This window comes from Nocardia sp. Marseille-Q1738 (genome assembly GCF_965283145.1).
The window spans coordinates 238,878-258,845 of record NZ_CBDIMS010000001.1; the positions used below are offsets into that span (position 1 = coordinate 238,878).

Consider the following 19,968-nt stretch of genomic DNA (forward strand, 5'->3'; position numbering starts at 1 on the left):
CTGGTACGGCCTAAAGACCCGGAGAGGCGGTACAGCTCAGGCCAGCTAGCCGTATTTTCCGCTACCCTGCACCCGTGACCGAACGCGCTCGTCCTACTGTCGGCCCTCAATACCTCGTCGCAGGCCGCTATCGTCTCCAGTCCAAGCTGGGTGGCGGCGGCATGGGCGCGGTCTGGCTGGCACACGACCGGCTGCTCGACCGGGACGTCGCGATCAAGCAGGTTCTCACCACGGCCGGACTCGACGAGGCGGAGGCCAACGCGGTCCGCAACCAGATCATGCACGAGGGCCGGGTCGCCGCGAAACTCTCGCACGATCACGCGATCGCCGTGTACGACGTGGTGCTCGAGGCCGGTGAACCCTGGCTGGTGATGGAGCACCTACCCTCGCGCAGCGTCGCCAAGGCGCTCGCGCTGGTCGACACGCTGCCGCCGATCGAGGTCGCGCAGATCGGCGCGCAGGTCGCCGACGCGCTCGCCGCCGCGCACGCGGTGGGCATCGTGCACCGGGATATCAAGCCGGGCAACATCCTTGTCGCCGATCGCGGTCCCGGCGTCGGCATGGCCAAACTCAGCGACTTCGGCATCTCCCGCGGCGCGGGCGAGGTGTCCGACGAACCGGACGGCGTGATCACCGGCACCCCCTCCTACCTGCCTCCGGAAGTGGCACGCGGTGCGGAGCCGACCAAGGCCAGCGACGTGTTCTCGCTCGGCGCCACGCTCTATACCGCGATCGAGGGCCAGCCGCCGTTCGGTTTCCACGAGGACAGCGATGTCATCGTGCAGCGCGCCGCCATGGCGCAGATCATCCCGCCGAGCCGAAGCGGCGTGCTCACGCAGGCGCTGCTGCACATGATGGAGCCCGCCCCGCAGCGCCGCCCGACCATGGCCGAGGCGCGGGACGAAATCCTCACGGCCGCTTTCGGTCCCGGCACCGGACCGTACATCATCGGCGCGCCCGTCCGTACCGAGGACGGAACCATCCCGTCCTGGGCCGCGCGCAATTCGGCATCGGGCATCCGCAGCCCGCACTCCACGCCGCTGCCCCGCCCGCACCGCAACCACGCCGGGGCGACCGCCGCCACGCCGGTTCAGCGCGCCAGAACTCCTCAGCCGAGCAACGCCCCGCTGGCCATCGCCGTCGGCTTGCTCATCGGTCTGTTCATCATCATCGCGATCATCGTCGCCGTCCTCTGACGTCCCTCGCACACCTGACGGGCGCGCAGTCGGACAAAGCTAGTGCTCAGCCTCGCGCACGGGTGTGACGAAGAGTGGTCAGTCGATACGGCGGCGGTGCGCCCAGCGGGTCAGGGCGTTGCGGTTGGATTGCTGGGTTTTCCGCAGCACGTTGGAGGCGTGGGTCTCCACGGTCTTCACCGAGATGAACAGGGATTCGGCGATCTCCCGGTAGGTGTAGCCGCGGGCGAGCAGGCGCAGCACCTCCAGTTCGCGCGGGGTCAGCGAGTCCAGTTCGGGGTCCAGCGGCGGCTCGGGCACCGGGGACTTTCCGGTGAACGAGTCCAGCACGAACCCGGCCAGCCGCGGACTGAACACCGCGTCGCCGCCTGCCACCCGGCGAATGCCATCGGCCAGCTCGGATCCCGAAATCGTCTTGGTCACATAGCCTCTGGCCCCAGCCCGGATCACCGCGATCACGTCCTCGGCCGCATCGGACACGCTCAGCGCCAGACACACCGGCCCCGGCTCGATGCCGGACAGCACCGCGACACCGCCACCGTCGGGCATGTGCACGTCGAGCAGGACGACATCCGGGCCCGCCGCATTGATCCCGGCGACCGCCTCGGCCACGCCACCGGCCTCACCGACCACCTCCATGTCGGCCTCCCGGCTCAACTCCGCGCGCACCCCCGATCGGAAAACGGCGTGATCATCGACGAGAAAGACTCGCGTAAGCGCCACTCGCCCGCCTCTCCGCATCTTCAGGCCGTACCAGTCGGGTGGCACAGGATTCGTTGTCCGATCTGCCTTGCCACCTTAACCGTCCGTGGGACATCGTCACCTTCCAGGGCGCGCCGGTTGTTCCCGCATCGGCACCGGTTCAGGCATGGCAGCGGCGACCGGAGAATCCTGGGATGCGGCGGTGGCATTCGCATCGCAATCCTGGCCGCCGGAATCGCTGCGGGGCATGATGATCCGCACTTCCGTGCCGCGGCCGGGGGCGGACAGGATGTCCACCTGGCCGCCGCGGCGCTCGATCCGTCCGCGGATGGATTTGGCCAGGCCCCGGCGATCCTCCGGCACGGACTCGAGGTCGAATCCGTCGCCGCGGTCGCGGACGAAGACGCTCACCTGGTGCGGCTCGGCCTCGGCGAACAGGTCGATCTCCGGGACACCCGCATGCTTCGCGGCGTTGACCAGCGCTTCCCGGCTGGCGCCGAGCAGCGCGGTGAAATGTTCCTTGGGCAAACCGACTCCGGAGCCGTCGACGTCCATCGACACGTCCCCCACGGTCACCGGCGCCACCTTCACCCCGTGCTGGTCCTCCACCTCGCCCGCGATGGTGCGCAGGGCCGCGGCCAGACTCGACTGAGCCGGACCGGAATCCTCGAACAGCCATTTGCGCAGTTCCCGCTCCTGGCTACGGGCCAGCCGCACCACCTCCTGCGGGTCGTCGGCCTGCCGCTGGATGAGGGCTAGCGTCTGGAGCACGGAGTCGTGCAGGTGGGAGGCGATCTCCTCGCGTTCCTCGTTGCGGATGCGCGCGGCGCGCTCGGCGTTCAGCGCGCGCATCATGCGCAACCACAGCGGAACCGTCAGCAATCCCGCGCCGATCAGCGTGACTCCCACCGCGAGCAACGCGGACCCGAGCGAACTCAGATCGATCCTCGCCAGCACCACCACACCGAGGCCGACCACGATCAGCGTCGCTCCGGCGACGACGCGCGACCAGGTCACCACCGAAGGCCGCGCGGGCAGCCCGAGCAACGAGCGCGGGCCGTCGACGTCGTACTCCCGCCACACCAGCGCCGCGCCGACCGCGACCACGACGATCGGCGCGATCACCTTGGCCGCCGTGCCACTGAACACCCACGACACGGCGACCGCGAGCCCGAGCCCGAGCAGGGCGAGCCCGATCGCCTGCCGCCGTTCCGCGCCGGAGGGCTTCGCCTGGTCCGAGCCACCCGGCGTGAATATCCACAGCAACCCATACGCAGCGATGCCCGCCCCCGCCAGCGCGGACAGCAACACGAACGCCATCCGCACCTTGAACACGTCGACGCCGAGGTGATCGGCCAGGCCACCCGCCACCCCGCCGACGATCCGTCCGCCCGATCGGCGCACCATCCGCACCTGCGGCGGTTCCGGGACCAAAACGGGCGCGGGACCGCGGGCAGCGTCGAACCCCCGAGTGTCGAACGCGGGAACAGACGGGTACATGCCTTCGATACTGGCACGACCACCCGACGAGCAGCCATCGGGAATCACCCTGATCTCACCCATCGGCACCACGCTGATCAGGACTGAAGCTGGTGGTACGACTCCGCCACCCGTTCCAAAGTGTCCCGGATATTTTTTCAGGGTTCCCCCCGATGTGCCGACGCACGGGTCGGGCCCACCATGGAAAACATGACGAAAACCAGCTTCGGCGATCAGCTCCAGCAGATGTGGCAGACGCGGCCAGTGCGATTGCCGCGGCAGGGCCCGGTCGCGGGCGTCGCGGCAGGGTTCGCGCGGCGCTACGACATCGACCCGGTGCTGGTTCGCGTCGCGTTCGTGGTCTCGACGATCTTCGGCGGCGCGGGCATCGTGCTCTACCTGCTGGCCTGGCTGCTGCTGAGCGCGGCGGGCGACCAGGCGTCCGCGGCCGAGTCGCTGGTCGGTAAGGGACACAGCTCGCAGTCGCAGACCAAGAGCATCGTGTTGATCGTGGCGCTGGCCATCGCGGTCAGCACGATGGGTCCGGTCGGCGTCGGTCTCGGTGGGTCCGGCCTGATCAGCCTGGGCCTGATGCTGGCGGGCTGGTGGATGCTGCACATGCGCACGCCCGCGCCGCCGCCGGGCACCACCGAAGCGTTCGGCGGGTTCGCCGCGGACGGCGGGATCACCGCCACCGGCTACCCCGGCGCGGTCTTCCCGCAGGCGGCGCCCCGAACCGTCGGCGACATGTACGTACCGCCGAGCGCCATGTACACGCCGTACACCAAACTCCCGGATTCGTATGTCCCGGAAACGCCGGTCCGGCCGGCGGATGACGACGCCGAGAGGGTTCTGCTGGACAAGGGAGTGGCCGACCAGCAGGGCGACGCCGAGACCGTAGTGCTCGACAAGTCCGCCGCGAGCCCACCTCCTGATCAGGCCGGACGTACCGAATCGGGTACCGCGCAGACCGGACCGGCCTCATCTGGCAGCGGGGAGAGCAGCGACCGAGCCGACCTGGCCCCGTCCACCGGCGCGAGTTCCGCACCGGGCGAGTCACCGACCATCTCGCTCGGCAAAGACTTCGCCGACACCGCGACCGGCACGCGCCCCGCGGCGGCGCACCCCGCGATCGTCGGGGGCTCAATCCCTCCGTCCTGGGATCCGCTCGGCGTCGCCCCGCTGGCCTGGGACCTTCCGGAACCCGCGCCCGTCCGTACCGCCGTGGCGCCACCGGCGAAGCGCCCGCGCTCGCGGCTGACCCCGGTGGTCATCGGCCTGGCCATCCTCGCGGCCGCCGGCGCGGGCGCGGCGGCGGCCTCGGGTGTGGAGTGGATGACGCCGGGCCGGATCGGCGCGGCAGCGCTGGCGGTGATCGGTCTCGGCTTGGTGCTCGGCGCGTTCCTGCGCCGCGGCTACGGCCTGCTGGTGCTCACCGCGCCGCTCGCCGGATTCGTGCTGCTCGCCTCCGCCGTCGGCCCGATCGAGTTCGACCGCGGCGCGATGGGTGACCACATCTGGGCGCCGACCTCCGCCGCCGACCTGGCGCCGCAGTACAAGGTGACCATGGGCTCCGGCACGCTGGACCTGCGTTCGCTGAAACTGACCGAGAACCGCGCCGTGAACATCGACGCCGACATGGCCGAAGTCCGCGTGCTGCTGCCCGCGGACCTGACGGTCCGCACCCACTGCACGGCATCCATGGCCGAAGCCATCTGCCCCAACGGCGTCAGCGGCCCGAACACACCTGGGGCGCCGGTGCTCGACTTGAACGTCGACGTCCGGTTCGGAAACGTGGAGGTGCGCCGTGGCTGACCAGAACGACACCGGCGAATCCCGCCGCGGCCCGGCCGCCTCGCTGCTCATCGCCGGACTGCTGGCCCTCGCGGTGAGCGTGCTGGGCTTCATCGGTCCCGCGTCCTGGCCCGCGGCCAGCATGCTCCCGCTCGGTTGGATCGTGGTGCTCGCCGCGATCGTCATCGGCATCCTGCTGGTGATCTCCCCGCGTAAACGATCGTGATCATCCAGCCGCTGCGAATGGCCCGTCCACAAGGACGGGCCTTTTCGCGAAGCGTGCGACCGGCACAGCCGAACCCCACTGCCCATTGTCGTTGCAGGACAGGAGAAACCGATGAAGCCCGACCAGAACGCCGCTCAGGCCGAGCCCACCGCCGGACCCACACCACCGGACTCACACGGCAGACCGCACCTCTGCACCACCAACGGAACGCTCTTGGGCCACCTGGTCCTGCACAGCGCCACTTGGCACCGGCCGCGCTGACCCGTTCACCCCGCAGGCGCAGTGGGTGTGCGGAGCTGATCGAGAATGTGAAGACGCGGAATTACTCCCACTCGATGGTGCCCGGCGGCTTGCTGGTCACGTCGAGGACTACGCGGTTGACTTCCGCCACCTCGTTGGTGATCCGGGTGGAGATGCGTTCGAGCACGTCATAGGGCAGACGGGTCCAGTCGGCGGTCATCGCGTCCTCGCTGGAAACCGGGCGCAGCACGATGGGGTGGCCATAGGTGCGGCCATCGCCCTGCACGCCGACGCTGCGGACATCCGCCAGCAGCACGACCGGGCACTGCCAGATCTGACCGTCCAGGCCCGCCGCGGTCAGCTCCTCGCGAGCGATGGCGTCGGCGCGGCGCAACGTCTCCAGGCGATCCGCGGTGACCTCACCGACGATCCGGATGGCGAGACCAGGACCCGGGAACGGTTGGCGGGCAACGATTTCCTCCGGCAGGCCGAGCTCGCGGCCCACGGCGCGAACCTCGTCCTTGAACAGCAACCGCAGCGGCTCGACCAGTTCGAACTCCAGGTCCTCGGGCAGCCCGCCGACATTGTGGTGGCTCTTGATGTTCGCGGTGCCGCTGCCGCCGCCGGACTCCACGACGTCCGGATACAGCGTGCCCTGCACCAGGAACTCGACCTTCGGCGTCGCGCCGTCCGCGTCGCTGTGCTCGAGCACCACCTCGCCCACCGCGTCCTCGAAGGACCGGATGAACTCCCGTCCGATGATCTTGCGCTTCTCCTCGGGATCGGTGACGCCCTTCAACTCGCCGAGGAATTTGTCCACCGCGTCGACGGTCACCAGCTTGGCGCCGGTCGCGGCGACGAAATCCCGCTGCACCTGCTCGCGCTCCCCCGCCCTCAGCAGGCCGTGGTCGACGAAGACGCAGGTCAACCGGTCGCCGATGGCACGCTGCACCAGCGCGGCGGCGACCGCGCTGTCCACTCCACCGGACAGCCCGCAGATCGCGTGCCCGTCACCGACCTGCTCACGCACCGCGGCGATGAGCGACTCGGCGATGTTCGCCGGGGTCCATGTCGACGGAATGCCCGCGAGCTCGTGCAGGAACCGGCTCAGTACCTGCTGACCGTGCGGCGAGTGCAGCACCTCGGGGTGGTACTGCACACCGGCCAGGCGGCGCACCCGGTCCTCGAACGCGGCGACCGGGGCGCCCGCGGTGGTGCCGGTGACCTCGAAGCCCTCCGGCGCGTCGGTGACCGCGTCGCCGTGGCTCATCCATACCGGCTGGATGGTGGGCAGACCGCCGTGCAGCAACCCGCCGTCGATATTGAGTTCGGTGCGGCCGTACTCGCGCGTGCCGGTGTGCGCGACCGTGCCGCCCAGCGCCTGCGCCATCGCCTGGAAGCCGTAGCAGATGCCGAAGACCGGCAGTCCCAGCTCGAACAGCCGTGGGTCCAGCTGCGGCGCACCCTCGGCGTACACGCTGGCCGGACCGCCGGAGAGAATCACCGCGAGCGGTTTCTTCTCCGCGATCTCCTCCACCGTCGTGGTGTGCGGAACCACCTCGGAGAACACGCTCGACTCGCGGACCCGCCGGGCGATCAGCTGCGCGTACTGGGCTCCGAAGTCGACGACGAGGACCGGTCTCTGGGTTTGTGCCACCCACACAGTTTAGTGAGCGGCGAAACGAGCGAATCATCGGCACAGCTCCTCGCGCACGACCGAGTCGGCCGACCGAATCGTCCCGCGAACCCCCGCCCCGCTGGTTATCCTTCTGCTCGTGCCCTTCGCCCGCGCGATCGATGCCCACATCCACTACGAGGACAGCGGCGGGGACGGCCCGGTGGTACTGCTGGCGCACGAGTTCTTCATGGACCGCACCATGTTCGCCGCCCAAATGGCCGCGCTCGCACCGGAATTCCGGATCGTCTCCTGGGACGCACGCGGCCACGGCCGCACCAGGGACGAGGGCCTACCGTTCACCTACTGGACCGCCGCGCGCGACGCGCTGACCGTGCTCGATCACCTCGGCGCCGAACAGGCCGTGGTCGGCGGCACCGCGCAGGGCGGCTTCACCGCACTGCGCACCGCGCTGATCGCGCCGGAACGGGTCTCCGCGCTGATTCTGATCAGCACGGAAGCGCACGGCCCCACTCCCGAGCAGTCCACCGCCACTCAGAAGTTCCTCGAACAGTGGTACGACGACGGCTCCCGCGAACGGGCCGCGCGTCAACTGGCCTCCTGGCTGATCGGCGACGACGAGTGGTACCGCACGATCTGGACCCAGCGCTGGCTGGTGCGCGACCGGCGCGGCATCGAAGCCGCCGCCGGCTGCCTGCTCAGCCGGGATTCGGTGCTGGACCGGCTCCGCGAAATCGCCTGTCCCGCCTTGGTGATCCACCCCACCGACAGCGGCATGGACCGCGAGCGCGCCCGGCAACTTGCCCGCGGCTTGTCCGGCGCAACCTTCGTCGAGATCGCCAACGCGCGACTGGCAGTGACGATGACCCATCCGGAGCCGGTCAACCACGCGATCCAACAGTTCCTGCGCACCAGGACGAAGCCGACCCGCAAGACGAAATCGACCCGAGTGCGGTGAACGCGCAAATCAAGCACGCACGCTGAGTCCGACCTTCTGGAACTCCTTCAGATCCGAGTAACCGGCCTTCGCCATCGAACGCCGCAGGCCGCCAACGAGATTCAGGGTGCCGAACGGATCGTCCGAGGGACCGTAGAGCACGCGCTCCAGGCTCGGGCGCACGTTGCCACCCTCCGGCTCGCCGCCGAGGTCCCACGGATCGTCCACGTGCAGCAGCGAACCGCGCGGCACCGAAGGATGCGCGGCCGCCGACGGCCAGTACCAGCCACGGCCCGGCGCCTCCGCGGCCACGGCGAGCGGCACACCGAGCATCGCGGCATCCGCCCCGCATGCGATCGCCTTGGCCAGCTGTCCGGACGTGGCGATGTCCCCGTCGGCGATGACGTGCACGTAGCGGCCACCGGTCTCGTCCAGGTAGTCGCGGCGGGCGGCGGCGGCATCCGCGATCGCGGTCGCCATCGGCACACCGATGCCGAGCACCTCGCCGGTGGTGGTCGCACCGGGGTAGGAGCCGTAACCGACGATCACGCCCGCCGCGCCGGTGCGCATCAGGTGCAGCGCGGTGCGGTGGTCGCTCACGCCGCCTGCGACCACCGGCACGTCCAGCTCGGCGATGAAGGTCTTGAGGTTCAGCGGTTCACCGTCGCCGACATGCTCGGCGGAGATGATCGTGCCGTGCACCACCAGCAGGTCGATGCCCGCCTGCAACAGCGCCGGAGTGAGGGTGCGCGCGTTCTGCGGGCTCACCCGCACCGCGACCGTGACACCGGCCGCACGGACCTGCGCGACCGCGGCGCCGAGCAGATCCGGCTGCATCGGCGCGGCGTGCAATTCCTGGAGCATCGCCACGGCGCGCTCGTAGCCGCCCTTGCCGACGAGTTCGAGCAACTGGTCGATCTTCGCGGAGACGTCCGCATGCCGCGCCCACAGGCCCTCGCCGTTGATCACGCCGAGCCCGCCGAGGCGGCCCAACTCGATGGCGAACTCCGGCGACACCAGCGCGTCGGTCGGATGCGCGAGGCACGGGATCTCGAATCGGTAGGCGTCCAGCTGCCAGGACAGCGACACCTGCTTCGACGAGCGGGTCCGGCGCGAGGGGACGATGTCGACGTCGTCCAGCTCGTAGGTACGCCGGGCGGTCCGGCCCATGCCGATCTCCACCATGTCGCGCACGCATATCTCCTTAATGTTTCTGCCGCGCCTGCGGCGCTGCGCATTCGCGGCCCTCGGCGGCTCGTTTCCGAGCAGCCGAGACCGCGACTACCGTCGCCTGCGCTCCGGCCGCTCGAACGCGAGCTGGGCCGTCTTCGTTTTGTGGCAGCGCCGCTGGCGCTACGTGTTCGCGCCCCTGTGGCTCGCGCAGAGCGGGGCGAGTTCGCGCGTACGCTTCGCCGCGCTCCGACGCAGCCGGGCCGCGAACGGACGCTCGTAGGACGCGCACCTCCGGTGGTCACGGTGGTGCGCCGAGCGGACCGCTGCTGCGCGGCCGGCTCGGTTACCAAAGCCCACGAGCAGCTCAATCATGCACGGACCGGTTGGTCCTGTACACGAACGTAGCGGGCTAGCCGCGTCCGGTGTAGTTAGGGGCCTCGACGGTCATGGTGATGTCGTGCGGGTGGCTCTCCTTGAGACCCGCCGCGGTGATCTGCACGAACTGCGCCTCCTGCAGATCCGCGATCGACTGCGAACCGGTGTAGCCCATGGCGGCGCGCAGCCCACCGACCAGCTGGTGGATGACCTGGTTGACCGGCCCGCGGAACGGCACCCGGCCCTCGATGCCCTCCGGCACCAGCTTGTCCTCGGCGAGCACGTCGTCCTGGAAGTAACGGTCCTTGGAGAACGACTTGGCCTGCCCGCGGCCCTGCATGGCGCCCAGCGAGCCCATGCCGCGGTAGCTCTTGAACTGCTTGCCGCCGACCAGGATCAGTTCGCCCGGCGATTCGGCGGTGCCTGCGAGCAACGAGCCCAGCATCACGGTGGACGCGCCCGCGGCGATGGCCTTGGCGATATCGCCGGAGAACTGGATGCCGCCGTCGGCGATCACCGGGACACCCGCGGCCTTGCATGCCGCGACCGCCTCCAGGATCGCGGTGATCTGCGGCGCGCCGACGCCGGCGACGACGCGGGTGGTGCAGATGGAGCCGGGGCCGACACCGACCTTGACCGCGTCCGCGCCCGCCTCGACCAGGGCCGCCGCGCCCGCCCGGGTGGCCACGTTGCCGCCGACCACCTGGATCCGGTCGCCGACCTCGGTCTTGACCTTGGTCACCATCTGCAGCACCTGCGCCTGGTGACCATGCGCGGTGTCCACCACGAGCACGTCGACGCCCGCGTCGGCGAGCGTCATGGCGCGCGACCACGCGTCCTCGCCGACCCCGACCGCGGCGCCGACCAGCAGGCGGCCGTCGCGGTCCTTGGTTGCGTTCGGGTACTGATCGGTCTTGACGAAGTCCTTGACCGTGATGAGCCCGCGCAGCCGTCCGTTGCCGTCGACGATCGGGAGCTTCTCCACCTTGTGCCTGCGCAGCAGACCGAGCGCGGCCTCGGCGGTCACGCCCTCCTGCGCGGTGATCAGCGGGGCCTTGGTCATCACATCGGCGACACGGCGGTTCTGGTCCACCTCGAAACGCATGTCGCGATTGGTGATGATGCCCACAAGCGAACCGGTCTCGTCCACCACGGGAAGCCCGGAGATGCGGAACCTGGCGCACATCGCGTCGACCTCGGCGAGGGTGTCGCTCGGACGGCAGGTGACCGGGTCGGTGACCATGCCCGCCTCGGACCGCTTGACCGTCTCCACCTGGGATGCCTGGTCGGCTGCCGAAAGGTTGCGGTGCAACACGCCCATGCCGCCCGCGCGGGCCATCGCGATGGCCATCCGCGCCTCGGTCACCGTGTCCATGGCCGAGCTGACCAGTGGGGTGCGCAGCCGGATCTCCCGGGTCAACAGGCTGGAAGTCTCCACGGAACTGGGGATCAGATCCGACGCGGCAGGCAGCAGCAGCACATCGTCGAACGTGAGGCCGAGCATGGCGATCTTGTTCGGATCGTCGCCACCCGTAGGAGGGCGGACTACGATTCGTTCGCCCGATACGGGATTACTCATTCGGATCGACCCCTCCTGGACGTCGATAGCGACCGGCGCCGGACGAACCGGCGTCGGGACGGCTGATGGGATGGACGGTGGCGTTCGGCGGCGGTGCTGTCGGGACCCGCCGTAGCCATTGCTCCATGGTATCGGTCCGGTGAACTCGCCGACGAAGTGAGGCCACCACCGAAACTGGCGGGCCGCATCGCTGGCGCAGATGGGCCTGTTCTGCGTACCGTGGGGATGTGCGCGACCATCTACCACCTGGCTTGCCGCCGGATCCATTCGCCGGAGACCCCTCCGACCCGTCGGCCGCGCTCGATGCCATCGAGCCCGGCGAACCGCTGGATCCCCACGAGCGCCTTGCGGTCGAGGAGGATCTCGCCGACCTCGCGGTGTACGAGGCACTGCTGGCCCACCGCGGTATCCGCGGACTCGTGGTCAGCTGCGAAGACTGCAGGCAGGACCACTACCACGACTGGGACATGTTGCGCGCCAATCTGCTGCAGCTGCTGGTCGACGGCACGGTCCGCCCGCACGAGCCCGCCTACGACCCGACACCCGAGGCGTATGTCACCTGGGACTACTGCCGTGGCTACGCGGACGCCTCGATGAACGAGGCCTTCCACGGCGACGGGTTCGACGGATTCGACAGCTGAGACAGCCCTCCCCACAGACGAACGCGGCCCACTGGAGCTCGCGTACTCGACGCTTGCCACTGTGATTTTCGACGCACACGATCGCGGGGTAGGCGGATGGCGCGTCGTCGGTAGGCCGACGCGCCGATAGTCGAACAGACGGAAAACCGACCACCGGATGGCGATCGGTTCATGTCTTTTTCGAGGGTTCTTCGGTTCAGCGACCGGGCGTGAACTTACCCGGGCTGATGGGGACGTCGGGCACGACGACAGTCGGCGGCGTGTAGTTGGTCGGGGTCTGTACCCGCGTGGGAGGCAGTGGCGCCGTCGGAGGCCCCCCGGTGTCCGCCGTCGGTTGCACGACGGTTGGCGGGTTCACGTCCGTGGTCGGCGCGGTCGGCGGCTGCTGGGCCGGCGTAGTGGGTTCCACGGTGACCTGCGGCGGCGTGGTCGCCGCAGGCGGCACGGTGGTCACGGGCGGCACGGTGGTCGGTGCACCGCCACCGTTCGGCGCGGTGACGTCCGGCGACAGCGTCGGCTTGCCGGACTGTTCCACCGGCGGCTGCAGGATCGTCGTGCCGGTGCCGCCGGTCGCCGGATTGGGCCGCGTGGTCGCACTGTTGCCCTGGGTCGCCCGCGGATCGGTGGTCTTCGGGGCGGTCGACTCGAGCTGGTCGGCCAGCTCCGGCGAGTACTTGCGCAGCTCGGCGAGCAAACGCTGCCACTCGGTCATCAGTTCGGTGCGCTTCTCCGGATCGCTGACCTGCTCGGCGGTCTCCCTGGCCCGCTCCAGACGCTCCTTCGCCTGCGCCGGGTTCTGCGAGACCAGCGCCGACGCCTGACTCAGGTCGTTGTCGGCCCGCTGCACCACGGTCGTCTGGGCCTGTTCACTGAACACGACCTCCTTGACCCGCCACAGCGGATCGCCCGGCTCAGCGTTGTACGAGAACGCCGTCATGCCGCCGATGACCAGGGCCAGTGCCGCCGCGGTGCCCATGATCGGGCGAAGTAGCCGTAGCCGCCCACCGGCGTGTGCCCCGATGCGAGCCTGCCGCGCGCCGATCTCCTGGTTGACCGCGGCCACGATCGCATCCAGATCCGGCTCCGCGGGCATCGGCGGGGCGACCAGCTCCGCCCGCCAATCCGCGAGCAGCGTCGCGAGCTGATACTCCTCGGCGCTGTCGGTGTGCACCGGACCATCGCTGGCGATGGCGTCGATCAGAGCATCGTCGCGGCGTACCGCGGCGATGTCGACCGGGCCGCTGTCACCGGACGCCTCGGCGTAGGGACCGCTGTTCCGCGATCCAAGCCGCGCCTTCCAGTCACCCCGACCGCGCTCGCCATCCCTAGCCATACATTTCACCTGCCCTCGCCACTTGTGACTTGAGTTTCGCGAGTGCCCTGTGTTGGGCGACCCGTATCGCACCCGCCGTACTGCCCACGGCGACTGCGGTTTCTTCCGCTGACAAACCCATGACCAAGCGCAGGATCAAGATCTCCCGATGCTTCTCAGGAAGCGTCGCGAGCAGACGGTTCATCTGCCTGCTCGTCTCGGACTCGAGAGCTCGTTGTTCCGGTCCCTGGTCGGTGGATATGACATCTGGTACTTCGGCCATCGCCTCCGCCTTGTTACGGGCGGCGTTGCGATGCGCGTCGGCGACCTTGTGCGAAGCGATCCCGTACACGAAGGCCATGAAGGGCCTGCCCTGGTCTTGATACCTGGGCAAGGCGGTCATCACAGCCAGGCAAACCTCCTGCGCAACGTCGTCCGCGGAGAGCTGCCCACGCTCCGCGGCTCCGATCCGCGCGCGGCAGTAGCGCACCACCAGCGGGCGGATCATCCCGAGTACTTGAGCTAAAGCGGATCTGTCGCCCTGCGCAGCGGCAGCGACGGCGAGGTCCAACTCTTCGCCCGTGTGCGTCATCGTCAGAGATATTCCTGGCGTTACAAGTGGCACGGTCCGGTGACGACCAGTGCTTCCACCGAAGGGGCGGAACGGATCTAACAATAGCGACCCGTTGGCGGGAACTTGGCAACACGGTGCTCTCCGTGATCATCGACCAGCTACCACGGGGAACGCAGTGCCCCGCCGCGGCGAGCGACGATCGCGGCGCACTCGTCCGCCTCCGCCGCGGCGCCGTCGACGCCGAGTCCGGCACGAAGCATGGCGCAGGCCCAGCGCAACGGAAGCAGGTCGTGCGCGCGGCACTGTCCGACGACCTCCTCGCTCAACGCGACCGATCGCTCGTGCGCGTCGCACGCCGCGGCGGCCGCGGCGACCAGCAGGCGGGACTTGACCTGGTGCCGCACCGAGGGCGTGCGCTCCGCCAGTTCCAGCGCGGCCGCCGCGTGCTCGGCCGCGGACCCCGAATCGCCTGCCGCCAAAGCTGTTTCCGCGGACACCCAGTGCAGCCGGACCGCGGGACGCCAGCTGGTCCGGTGCAGGCGCGCCGCCGCCGCGCTGCGCCGCAGCAGCCGATCGGCGAGCGCGAGCCGTCCGGTGCCGAGCGCATCGGCGGCGAGTCCGGTGAGTGCGTCGCAGATGGCATCGGCGCGGCTGGGACGGTAGGGGGCGCCGGGAGCGCTCCCGGTCGCGACGGCTTCGGTTGCGGCGTCGGTCGCGAGGATCAGGGCGGCGGCCCGTCCGTCCAGCGCCGAGGCACGCTCATGCCAGCCGAGCTGGCGCAGAAACGACCCTTCCGTGCTTCCCGCCAGTGAGAGGAGCACCGGGTCGGTGCTGTGGTTGCATACTTTGCGCAATTCGACCCTGGCCGCGGCGTAGCGTCCCTGGCCACCGAGAACCACCGCGCGATACCACCAACCGAGCGCGTCCGATGCGGGCGGCAACTCGGTGGCGGCACGACCGGGATCGGCTCCGAAGGCGGCCTCGGCGAGGACAACGAGACGAGGATCTCCGAGTGGAGCGGGCGCGAACACGGGCGCACTCTATCCCGTGCCGGACCAGGGACGGTCCAGCGGAAAGACCGCCAGCAGTCCGCTGGCAACCTCTCGGCATTTCGGTCGCGCGACCATGTTGCCATTAGGTAAATCTCGCTCCGGCAATCGCCGAGCGCCCGCCCCGGGAATTCATGCGTGTTTCGTGTAATTAACCTGCCCGCCCCGTTTCCGCCATCTCCGATCGGCACGACGCGAACGCCCGAGCGGGCAGGGGTGATCGCCGCCGTACGGCCGACATCGGCACTCGGGGCGCCACTAGAGCAACAAAATCGCCTCTACCTGCGCAAATTCGGTTTCGTTCAGTGCATGACGGAGCCACGGGCCACCGGCCAACCGAACAGTATCGCCGGAACCAATGCAAAAAGTAAACAGTCCGGAGGTTAAATTTGGCAGCGCGAGATTTGGAAAACTGCTGCGTGGAACTATTGACGGAATTTCGCGGCTGCACCTAACGTAGCTCATCGCCACGGACGGCGCCGCGCGAAATTGCAGCGACCGCGAAGGGCGAGCCCCAGGGCACCTTCGCCGACACGGCGCCGTGGCCCACAACCGTTGCAGAACAACTGCTCGACAATGCTGACGAGCTCGCACCACGAGGAGTTCACCATGCCCATGCCGACCCACCTTCCGGGACCCAACGCCGATGTCTGGGATTGGCAGATGCGAGGGTCTTGCCGCGGGCAGGATTCCGCGGTGTTCTTCCATCCCGATGGGGAACGTGGCCGAGCCCGCACCGCGCGCGAGATGCGCGCCAAGGAGATCTGCCGCACCTGCCCGGTGCTCATGCAGTGCCGCGCGCACGCGCTGAAAGTCAGCGAGCCCTACGGCATCTGGGGCGGCATGTCGGAGACCGAGCGCGAGATGCACGCGCGTCGCAACCGCCGCCGTATGGCTGTCTGAGCCGAATCCCCTCCCATCCGGACGCCGCCGGGCGTCGAATGCCTAGCAAACAACGGGCCACTACAACAAGCTCCGGGCCGAGCCGCGCGCGCAACACGGTGATCGGTTCAGCGCCGGAGATCGGCGCGTGGGTTCCGATCGGTCACCATCGATCGGGCCGGCCGCCGCGGCGCACGGTCAAGGGCCGTGCGGCTGTCGGTCCGGCGTGCCGCGGGCACGCTCAGCGGGCGCGAACGACGGGCCTGCGGGCGGGACCTTGCGTAACCACGAAGGGCCCCGGGAGTGCCGCCGATCGGCCACAGCGGGGTCACGGCGTGTTCCTTCCGAGAAGATGTCCGGCGTGTCGCAGTTTTTCGCGAAGCCGCTGGCCTACCGTCAGTTTGCGGGTACCCCACCGGAAGGGAGGTCATAGCGACGCGCTACGGTAGTGACCGATGACACAGAATGGAGCGTTGTGACAACGCGGCCGCCAGCCGCAGAGGGCGACTCGTTCCGAAGAGAAGCCTTCCCACCCACCACGGTGGATTCTGCGGTTACGGCACGCGCAGCCGAAAGTATCGAGCTCGCCGCCCTTTTGCATCGATGCGGCCACGCCGACCAGGACGCATTCGCCGAGCTGTACGACCGGACGTGTGCGCGCGTCTTCGGTCTGGTGTTGCGGGTGCTGCATGATCCGGGATACGCGGAGGAGACCACGCAGGAGGTCTATCTGCAGATCTGGCGGATGGCAGCGAGTTTCGACCCGGCGAAGGGCTCGGCGGTCACGTGGTTGATGACGCTCGCGCACCGGCGCGCCGTCGACCGGGTCCGCGCCGAGCAGGCCCATACCCAACGCGAAGTCGCCTATGGGATTCGGGTTCTGGGCAACGAATTCGACGAGGTCACCGAAGAGGTCGAGCGCAGGTTCGAGCAACAGGCCGTCCTGGCCGGTCTCGCCACCCTGACGGAGACCCAGCGGGAAGCCATCTCGCTCGCCTACTACGGCGGGCGAACCTATGCGGAGGTGGCCACCTACCTCGACGTAGGCTTACCTACGGTGAAGTCCCGGATTCGGGACGGATTGACACGACTGAAAAGAAGTTTGGGGGTGACGTGAGATGAACCAACGCCAGATCGATCTCGCGCACGCCGTCGCGCTCGGATCGATCGACGACGAAGACCATCACGAAGTACAGGAACTGCTCGACAGCGAGGACCCCGTGCTACGCGCGGCGTTCGCCCAGCACGTGAGAGATACCAGAGAAGCTCTTTCCGCTCTCGCCACAGCCGCGGCGACCACCCCGCCGCCGTCGCTGCGTCATCGCTTACTCGCGGCCATCACCGCGCAGCAGCCACCGGTCGCCAGCTGAAACCGGCCGCCGCCAAGGCTTCCCGCTCCGCGCGCGCCGACCCGTAGCGGTCGGACCGCCCAGGATCGACCTCCGGTTCCGCGCCAGACCGCGTGTCGAGCTTCGGAATACCCCGGTACCGCCAGCAGTCGCCGACGTCAGGTCGTCGTGTGCACGGGCAAGGCCCCCGAACCGCGTGGGTCGGGGGCCTTGCCGTCTGGATGTTCGAGCAGTGCCTGCTCAGTGCGCGTGGCCGTGGTGGCCGTGGTTGTGCTGCTCCTCGGCAGGCTTCTCGACCACGGCGCTCTCGGTGGTGAGCACCATGCGCGCGACCGACGCCGCGTTCACGACGGCCGAGCGGGTCACCTTCACCGGGTCGACGACACCGTCGGTGAGCAGGTCGCCGTAGCTGAGGGTGGCGGCGTTGAAGCCCTCCTTGCCCTCGGCCACCTTGCTGACCACCACGGCGCCGTCCACGCCCGCGTTGGTGGCGATCCAGTACAGCGGCGCCCGCAGCGCGGTGCGCACCACCTCGACGCCGACGGCCTCGTCACCGGACAACGAATCGCGCAGCTCGGCCAGCTTGGCACTCGCCTGCACCAGCGCGGTGCCGCCACCGGGCACGATGCCCTCTTCGACGGCGGCCTTTGCGGCGCTCACCGCGTCCTCGACGCGGTACTTGCGCTCCTTGAGCGCGGTCTCGGTGGCCGCGCCGACCTTGATCACCGCGACGCCACCGGCCAGCTTGGCCAGCCGCTCCTCGAGCTTCTCGCGGTCCCAGTCGGAATCGGTGGCCTCGATCTCGCGGCGCAGCTGCGTGACGCGGGCCTCGATGTCCGCCGCGGAACCGGCGCCGTCGATGATGGTGGTGTCGTCCTTGGTGACGACGACGCGACGCGCCTTGCCGAGCACCTCGATGCCCGCCTCGCGCAGGGAGATGCCCAGGTCGGGGTTCACCACGGTGCCACCGGTGACCACGGCCAAGTCGTCGAGGAACGCCTTGCGGCGATCACCGAAGAACGGCGCCTTCACCGCGACCGCCTTGATCGTCTTGCGAATCGCGTTGACCACCAGGGTGGACAGCGCCTCGCCCTCGACGTCCTCGGCGATGATCAGTACCGGCTTGCCGCTCTCGGCGATCTTCTCCAGCAGCGGCAGGAAGTCCGGCAGCGAGCTGATCTTCTCGCGGTTCAGCAGGATGAACGCGTCCTCGAGGACGGCCTGCTGGCTGTCGGCATCGGTGACGAAGTACGGCGAGAGGTAGCCCTTGTCGAACTGCACGCCCTCGGTGACGACGAGTTCGGTCTGCAGCGTGGAGGACTCCTCGACGGTGACAACGCCGTCCTTGCCGACCGTGGTCAGCGCCTTGCCGACCATCTCGCCGATCTCCTCGTCGCGCGAGGAGACCGTCGCGACCTGCGCGATGGCCTGCTCCCCGGAGACCGGGGTGGCCAGCGCGAGCAGCGCCTCGGAGACCGCGTCGGCGGCCTTGGCGATGCCAGAGCCGAGCGCGATCGGATTCGCGCCGGCCGCAATGTTCTTCAGCCCGGCGCGCACCAGCGCCTGGGCCAGCACGGTGGCGGTGGTCGTGCCGTCGCCCGCGACGTCGTTGGTTTTGGTGGCGACGCTCTTGACCAGCTGCGCGCCGAGGTTCTCGAACGGGTCCTCCAGTTCGATCTCGCGCGCGATGGTGACGCCGTCGTTGGTCACGGTCGGGCCGCCGAAGGCCTTCGCGAGTACGACGTGACGCCCGCGCGGGCCGAGGGTGACCTTCACCGCGTCGGCGAGCTTGTCGACACCGCGTTCCAGAGCCCGACGAGCCTTCTCGTCGAACTCGATCTGCTTTGCCATATGTTTTGCTCCTGTATCGGGTTCGCGGCGCTCCGGGTGGTTTACCGAAGCCACGCCAGGCAATACGCCGAAGGCGCCGGCCAACGCACTCCGCCCCGGGTCACGAAAGACACCGGGGCGGAACGCATGCGTGCCTGATCGGCTACTTGGTGACGACGGCCAGCACGTCGCGCGCCGACAGGATGAGGTACTCCTCGCCCTGGTACTTGATCTCGGTGCCGCCGTACTTGCTGTAGATGACGGTGTCACCCTCCTTGACGTCGACCGGGATGCGGTCGCCCTTGTCGGTGACACGTCCCTCGCCGACGGCGATGACGGTGCCCTCCTGCGGCTTCTCCTTCGCCGTGTCGGGGATGACCAGGCCGGAGGCCGTCGTCGTCTCGGCCTCGTTGGCCTGGACGAGGATCTTGTCCTCGAGCGGCTTGATGTTCACGCTCGCCACGTTGAGCCCTCCACTTTCAGGGGATGTCGGTCGCCCGGAACTGTTGTCCCGGACTCATCGGTTCGGTCACGGTGCTGACCCTGGGCATAGCCCCGTCGTCGCGGGTGCCGGGACCCCTGCTCAGTAGTCAAGCTGCTGGCACAAGCACTACACACAGTGCCGACTAGCACTCTATACATGAGAGTGCCAGCGCTCAAGGCTGGGCGGTGCCAACTTTGCACGGCGCGCCCATGACGCTCTGGGCTTGGCGATTAGTTCGGGAAAACAGTAACGTTCGGATAACGGATTGTGACACTATGGACGACGGTCGCTGTCCGGCCTTGTCGTTCGTCACCAAGCGGCGACGCCGAGGCTATGCAGGGGTACCACGGCGGCGCCGAAACATGCGGCGTCGCAGCACCATCGTTGCACCACCAGCGTCATCAGAGAGCAACCCAACGTGATCCATGGCCGGTCCCCGCGACCTCACCCGGACGAGGGCCGGTTCGATTCCCGGTCCGGGTCGCACGTCATCCACACGGCGGTCCGGCA

Annotated in this window: 19 protein-coding genes; 9 read left to right on the forward strand and 10 right to left on the reverse strand. The window is 68.9% G+C overall.

Annotated elements, in window-relative coordinates:
- The first annotated feature begins 74 nt into the window (after positions 1-74).
- Positions 75-1,196: a serine/threonine-protein kinase gene (locus tag ACWPXK_RS01180; protein WP_454194164.1), complete on the forward strand. Its 1,122-nt coding sequence runs from the start codon at positions 75-77 to the stop codon at positions 1,194-1,196.
- Positions 1,197-1,274: 78 nt separating this feature from the next.
- On the opposite strand, the gene ACWPXK_RS01185 is transcribed toward ACWPXK_RS01180, so the two are convergent.
- Together ACWPXK_RS01185 and ACWPXK_RS01190 are read right to left on the reverse strand one after the other, a co-directional pair.
- On the reverse strand, positions 1,275-1,919 hold the full coding sequence (locus ACWPXK_RS01185) for a response regulator (protein WP_454194165.1): 645 nt from the start codon (positions 1,917-1,919) through the stop codon (positions 1,275-1,277).
- Positions 1,920-2,015: 96 nt separating this feature from the next.
- Positions 2,016-3,398 (reverse strand): ATP-binding protein, encoded by a 1,383-nt coding sequence (locus ACWPXK_RS01190; protein WP_454195390.1) that lies wholly within the window; start codon positions 3,396-3,398, stop codon positions 2,016-2,018.
- Between the two features lie 180 nt (positions 3,399-3,578).
- On the opposite strand from ACWPXK_RS01190, the gene ACWPXK_RS01195 reads away from it, so the two are divergent.
- The 3 genes from ACWPXK_RS01195 (at position 3,579) to ACWPXK_RS01205 (ending at position 5,658) form a co-directional block, all read left to right on the forward strand.
- The gene (locus tag ACWPXK_RS01195; RefSeq protein ID WP_454194166.1) at positions 3,579-5,192 is read left to right on the forward strand and encodes a PspC domain-containing protein; all 1,614 of its coding nucleotides are present in this window, start codon (positions 3,579-3,581) and stop codon (positions 5,190-5,192) included.
- On the forward strand, positions 5,185-5,397 hold the full coding sequence (locus ACWPXK_RS01200; RefSeq protein ID WP_454194167.1) for a hypothetical protein: 213 nt from the start codon (positions 5,185-5,187) through the stop codon (positions 5,395-5,397). The genes ACWPXK_RS01195 and ACWPXK_RS01200 overlap by 8 nt, the downstream gene beginning before the upstream one ends.
- A 111-nt stretch (positions 5,398-5,508) precedes the next feature.
- Positions 5,509-5,658, forward strand: coding sequence for a hypothetical protein (locus ACWPXK_RS01205; protein WP_454194168.1), 150 nt, complete (start codon positions 5,509-5,511; stop codon positions 5,656-5,658).
- Between the two features lie 61 nt (positions 5,659-5,719).
- Here the strand turns inward: ACWPXK_RS01205 and guaA are convergent, their stop codons facing one another.
- Complete coding sequence (gene guaA, locus ACWPXK_RS01210; protein ID WP_454194169.1) at positions 5,720-7,294, reverse strand: glutamine-hydrolyzing GMP synthase; 1,575 nt, start codon at positions 7,292-7,294, stop codon at positions 5,720-5,722.
- Positions 7,295-7,412: 118 nt separating this feature from the next.
- Here guaA and ACWPXK_RS01215 point away from each other — a divergent pair, with 118 nt between their 5' ends.
- Positions 7,413-8,231: an alpha/beta fold hydrolase gene (locus ACWPXK_RS01215; RefSeq protein ID WP_454194170.1), complete on the forward strand. Its 819-nt coding sequence runs from the start codon at positions 7,413-7,415 to the stop codon at positions 8,229-8,231.
- A gap of 9 nt (positions 8,232-8,240) precedes the next feature.
- Here ACWPXK_RS01215 and ACWPXK_RS01220 read toward each other — a convergent pair whose 3' ends face one another.
- Together ACWPXK_RS01220 and guaB are read right to left on the reverse strand one after the other, a co-directional pair.
- A complete protein-coding gene (locus ACWPXK_RS01220; RefSeq protein WP_454194171.1) occupies positions 8,241-9,404 on the reverse strand; it encodes a GuaB3 family IMP dehydrogenase-related protein in 1,164 nt (387 codons plus the stop codon).
- A gap of 388 nt (positions 9,405-9,792) precedes the next feature.
- Entirely contained in the window at positions 9,793-11,337 is a 1,545-nt protein-coding gene (gene guaB, locus ACWPXK_RS01225) for an IMP dehydrogenase (RefSeq protein WP_454194172.1), read from the reverse strand.
- A 227-nt stretch (positions 11,338-11,564) separates the two neighbouring features.
- Between guaB and ACWPXK_RS01230 the strand changes: the two genes are divergently transcribed.
- The gene (locus tag ACWPXK_RS01230; protein ID WP_011207424.1) at positions 11,565-11,978 is read left to right on the forward strand and encodes a DUF5319 domain-containing protein; all 414 of its coding nucleotides are present in this window, start codon (positions 11,565-11,567) and stop codon (positions 11,976-11,978) included.
- A 196-nt stretch (positions 11,979-12,174) separates the two neighbouring features.
- On the opposite strand, the gene ACWPXK_RS01235 is transcribed toward ACWPXK_RS01230, so the two are convergent.
- The 3 genes from ACWPXK_RS01235 to ACWPXK_RS01245 form a co-directional block, all read right to left on the reverse strand.
- Positions 12,175-13,311: an anti-sigma-D factor RsdA gene (locus ACWPXK_RS01235; RefSeq protein ID WP_454194173.1), complete on the reverse strand. Its 1,137-nt coding sequence runs from the start codon at positions 13,309-13,311 to the stop codon at positions 12,175-12,177.
- Entirely contained in the window at positions 13,304-13,882 is a 579-nt protein-coding gene (locus ACWPXK_RS01240; RefSeq protein WP_195128916.1) for a sigma-70 family RNA polymerase sigma factor, read from the reverse strand. The genes ACWPXK_RS01235 and ACWPXK_RS01240 overlap by 8 nt, the downstream gene beginning before the upstream one ends.
- A gap of 140 nt (positions 13,883-14,022) precedes the next feature.
- Complete coding sequence (locus tag ACWPXK_RS01245) at positions 14,023-14,895, reverse strand: hypothetical protein (RefSeq protein ID WP_454194174.1); 873 nt, start codon at positions 14,893-14,895, stop codon at positions 14,023-14,025.
- Between the two features lie 627 nt (positions 14,896-15,522).
- Between ACWPXK_RS01245 and ACWPXK_RS01250 the strand changes: the two genes are divergently transcribed.
- From ACWPXK_RS01250 to ACWPXK_RS01260, 3 genes are all read left to right on the forward strand, one after another.
- The gene (locus ACWPXK_RS01250; RefSeq protein ID WP_039796164.1) at positions 15,523-15,816 is read left to right on the forward strand and encodes a WhiB family transcriptional regulator; all 294 of its coding nucleotides are present in this window, start codon (positions 15,523-15,525) and stop codon (positions 15,814-15,816) included.
- A 520-nt stretch (positions 15,817-16,336) separates the two neighbouring features.
- Positions 16,337-16,912, forward strand: a complete 576-nt coding sequence (locus tag ACWPXK_RS01255) for a sigma-70 family RNA polymerase sigma factor (RefSeq protein ID WP_364325053.1) — start codon at positions 16,337-16,339, stop codon at positions 16,910-16,912.
- A gap of 1 nt (position 16,913) precedes the next feature.
- The gene (locus ACWPXK_RS01260) at positions 16,914-17,165 is read left to right on the forward strand and encodes an RskA family anti-sigma factor (RefSeq protein WP_454194175.1); all 252 of its coding nucleotides are present in this window, start codon (positions 16,914-16,916) and stop codon (positions 17,163-17,165) included.
- A gap of 219 nt (positions 17,166-17,384) precedes the next feature.
- Here the strand turns inward: ACWPXK_RS01260 and groL are convergent, their stop codons facing one another.
- Together groL and groES are read right to left on the reverse strand one after the other, a co-directional pair.
- Positions 17,385-18,995 carry a chaperonin GroEL gene (gene groL / locus ACWPXK_RS01265; protein ID WP_454194176.1) on the reverse strand — a complete coding sequence of 537 codons (1,611 nt, stop codon included), beginning with the start codon at positions 18,993-18,995 and terminating at the stop codon, positions 17,385-17,387.
- A gap of 142 nt (positions 18,996-19,137) precedes the next feature.
- Positions 19,138-19,437 (reverse strand): co-chaperone GroES, encoded by a 300-nt coding sequence (gene groES / locus ACWPXK_RS01270; RefSeq protein WP_014981824.1) that lies wholly within the window; start codon positions 19,435-19,437, stop codon positions 19,138-19,140.
- Between the last annotated feature and the right edge of the window lie 531 nt (positions 19,438-19,968).

Bases quoted from the DNA above. Each gene is read 5' to 3' on its own strand.
- ACWPXK_RS01195 (WP_454194166.1), top strand. From the start codon at position 3,579: ATGGAAAACATGACGAAAACCAGCTTCGGCGATCAGCTCCAGCAGATG.
- ACWPXK_RS01190 (WP_454195390.1), bottom strand. From the start codon at position 3,398: ATGTACCCGTCTGTTCCCGCGTTCGACACTCGGGGGTTCGACGCTGCC.
- groL (WP_454194176.1), bottom strand. From the start codon at position 18,995: ATGGCAAAGCAGATCGAGTTCGACGAGAAGGCTCGTCGGGCTCTGGAA.
- ACWPXK_RS01250 (WP_039796164.1), top strand. From the start codon at position 15,523: ATGCCCATGCCGACCCACCTTCCGGGACCCAACGCCGATGTCTGGGAT.
- ACWPXK_RS01260 (WP_454194175.1), top strand. From the start codon at position 16,914: ATGAACCAACGCCAGATCGATCTCGCGCACGCCGTCGCGCTCGGATCG.
- ACWPXK_RS01240 (WP_195128916.1), bottom strand. From the start codon at position 13,882: ATGACGCACACGGGCGAAGAGTTGGACCTCGCCGTCGCTGCCGCTGCG.
- ACWPXK_RS01205 (WP_454194168.1), top strand. From the start codon at position 5,509: ATGAAGCCCGACCAGAACGCCGCTCAGGCCGAGCCCACCGCCGGACCC.
- ACWPXK_RS01235 (WP_454194173.1), bottom strand. From the start codon at position 13,311: ATGGCTAGGGATGGCGAGCGCGGTCGGGGTGACTGGAAGGCGCGGCTT.
- guaB (WP_454194172.1), bottom strand. From the start codon at position 11,337: ATGAGTAATCCCGTATCGGGCGAACGAATCGTAGTCCGCCCTCCTACG.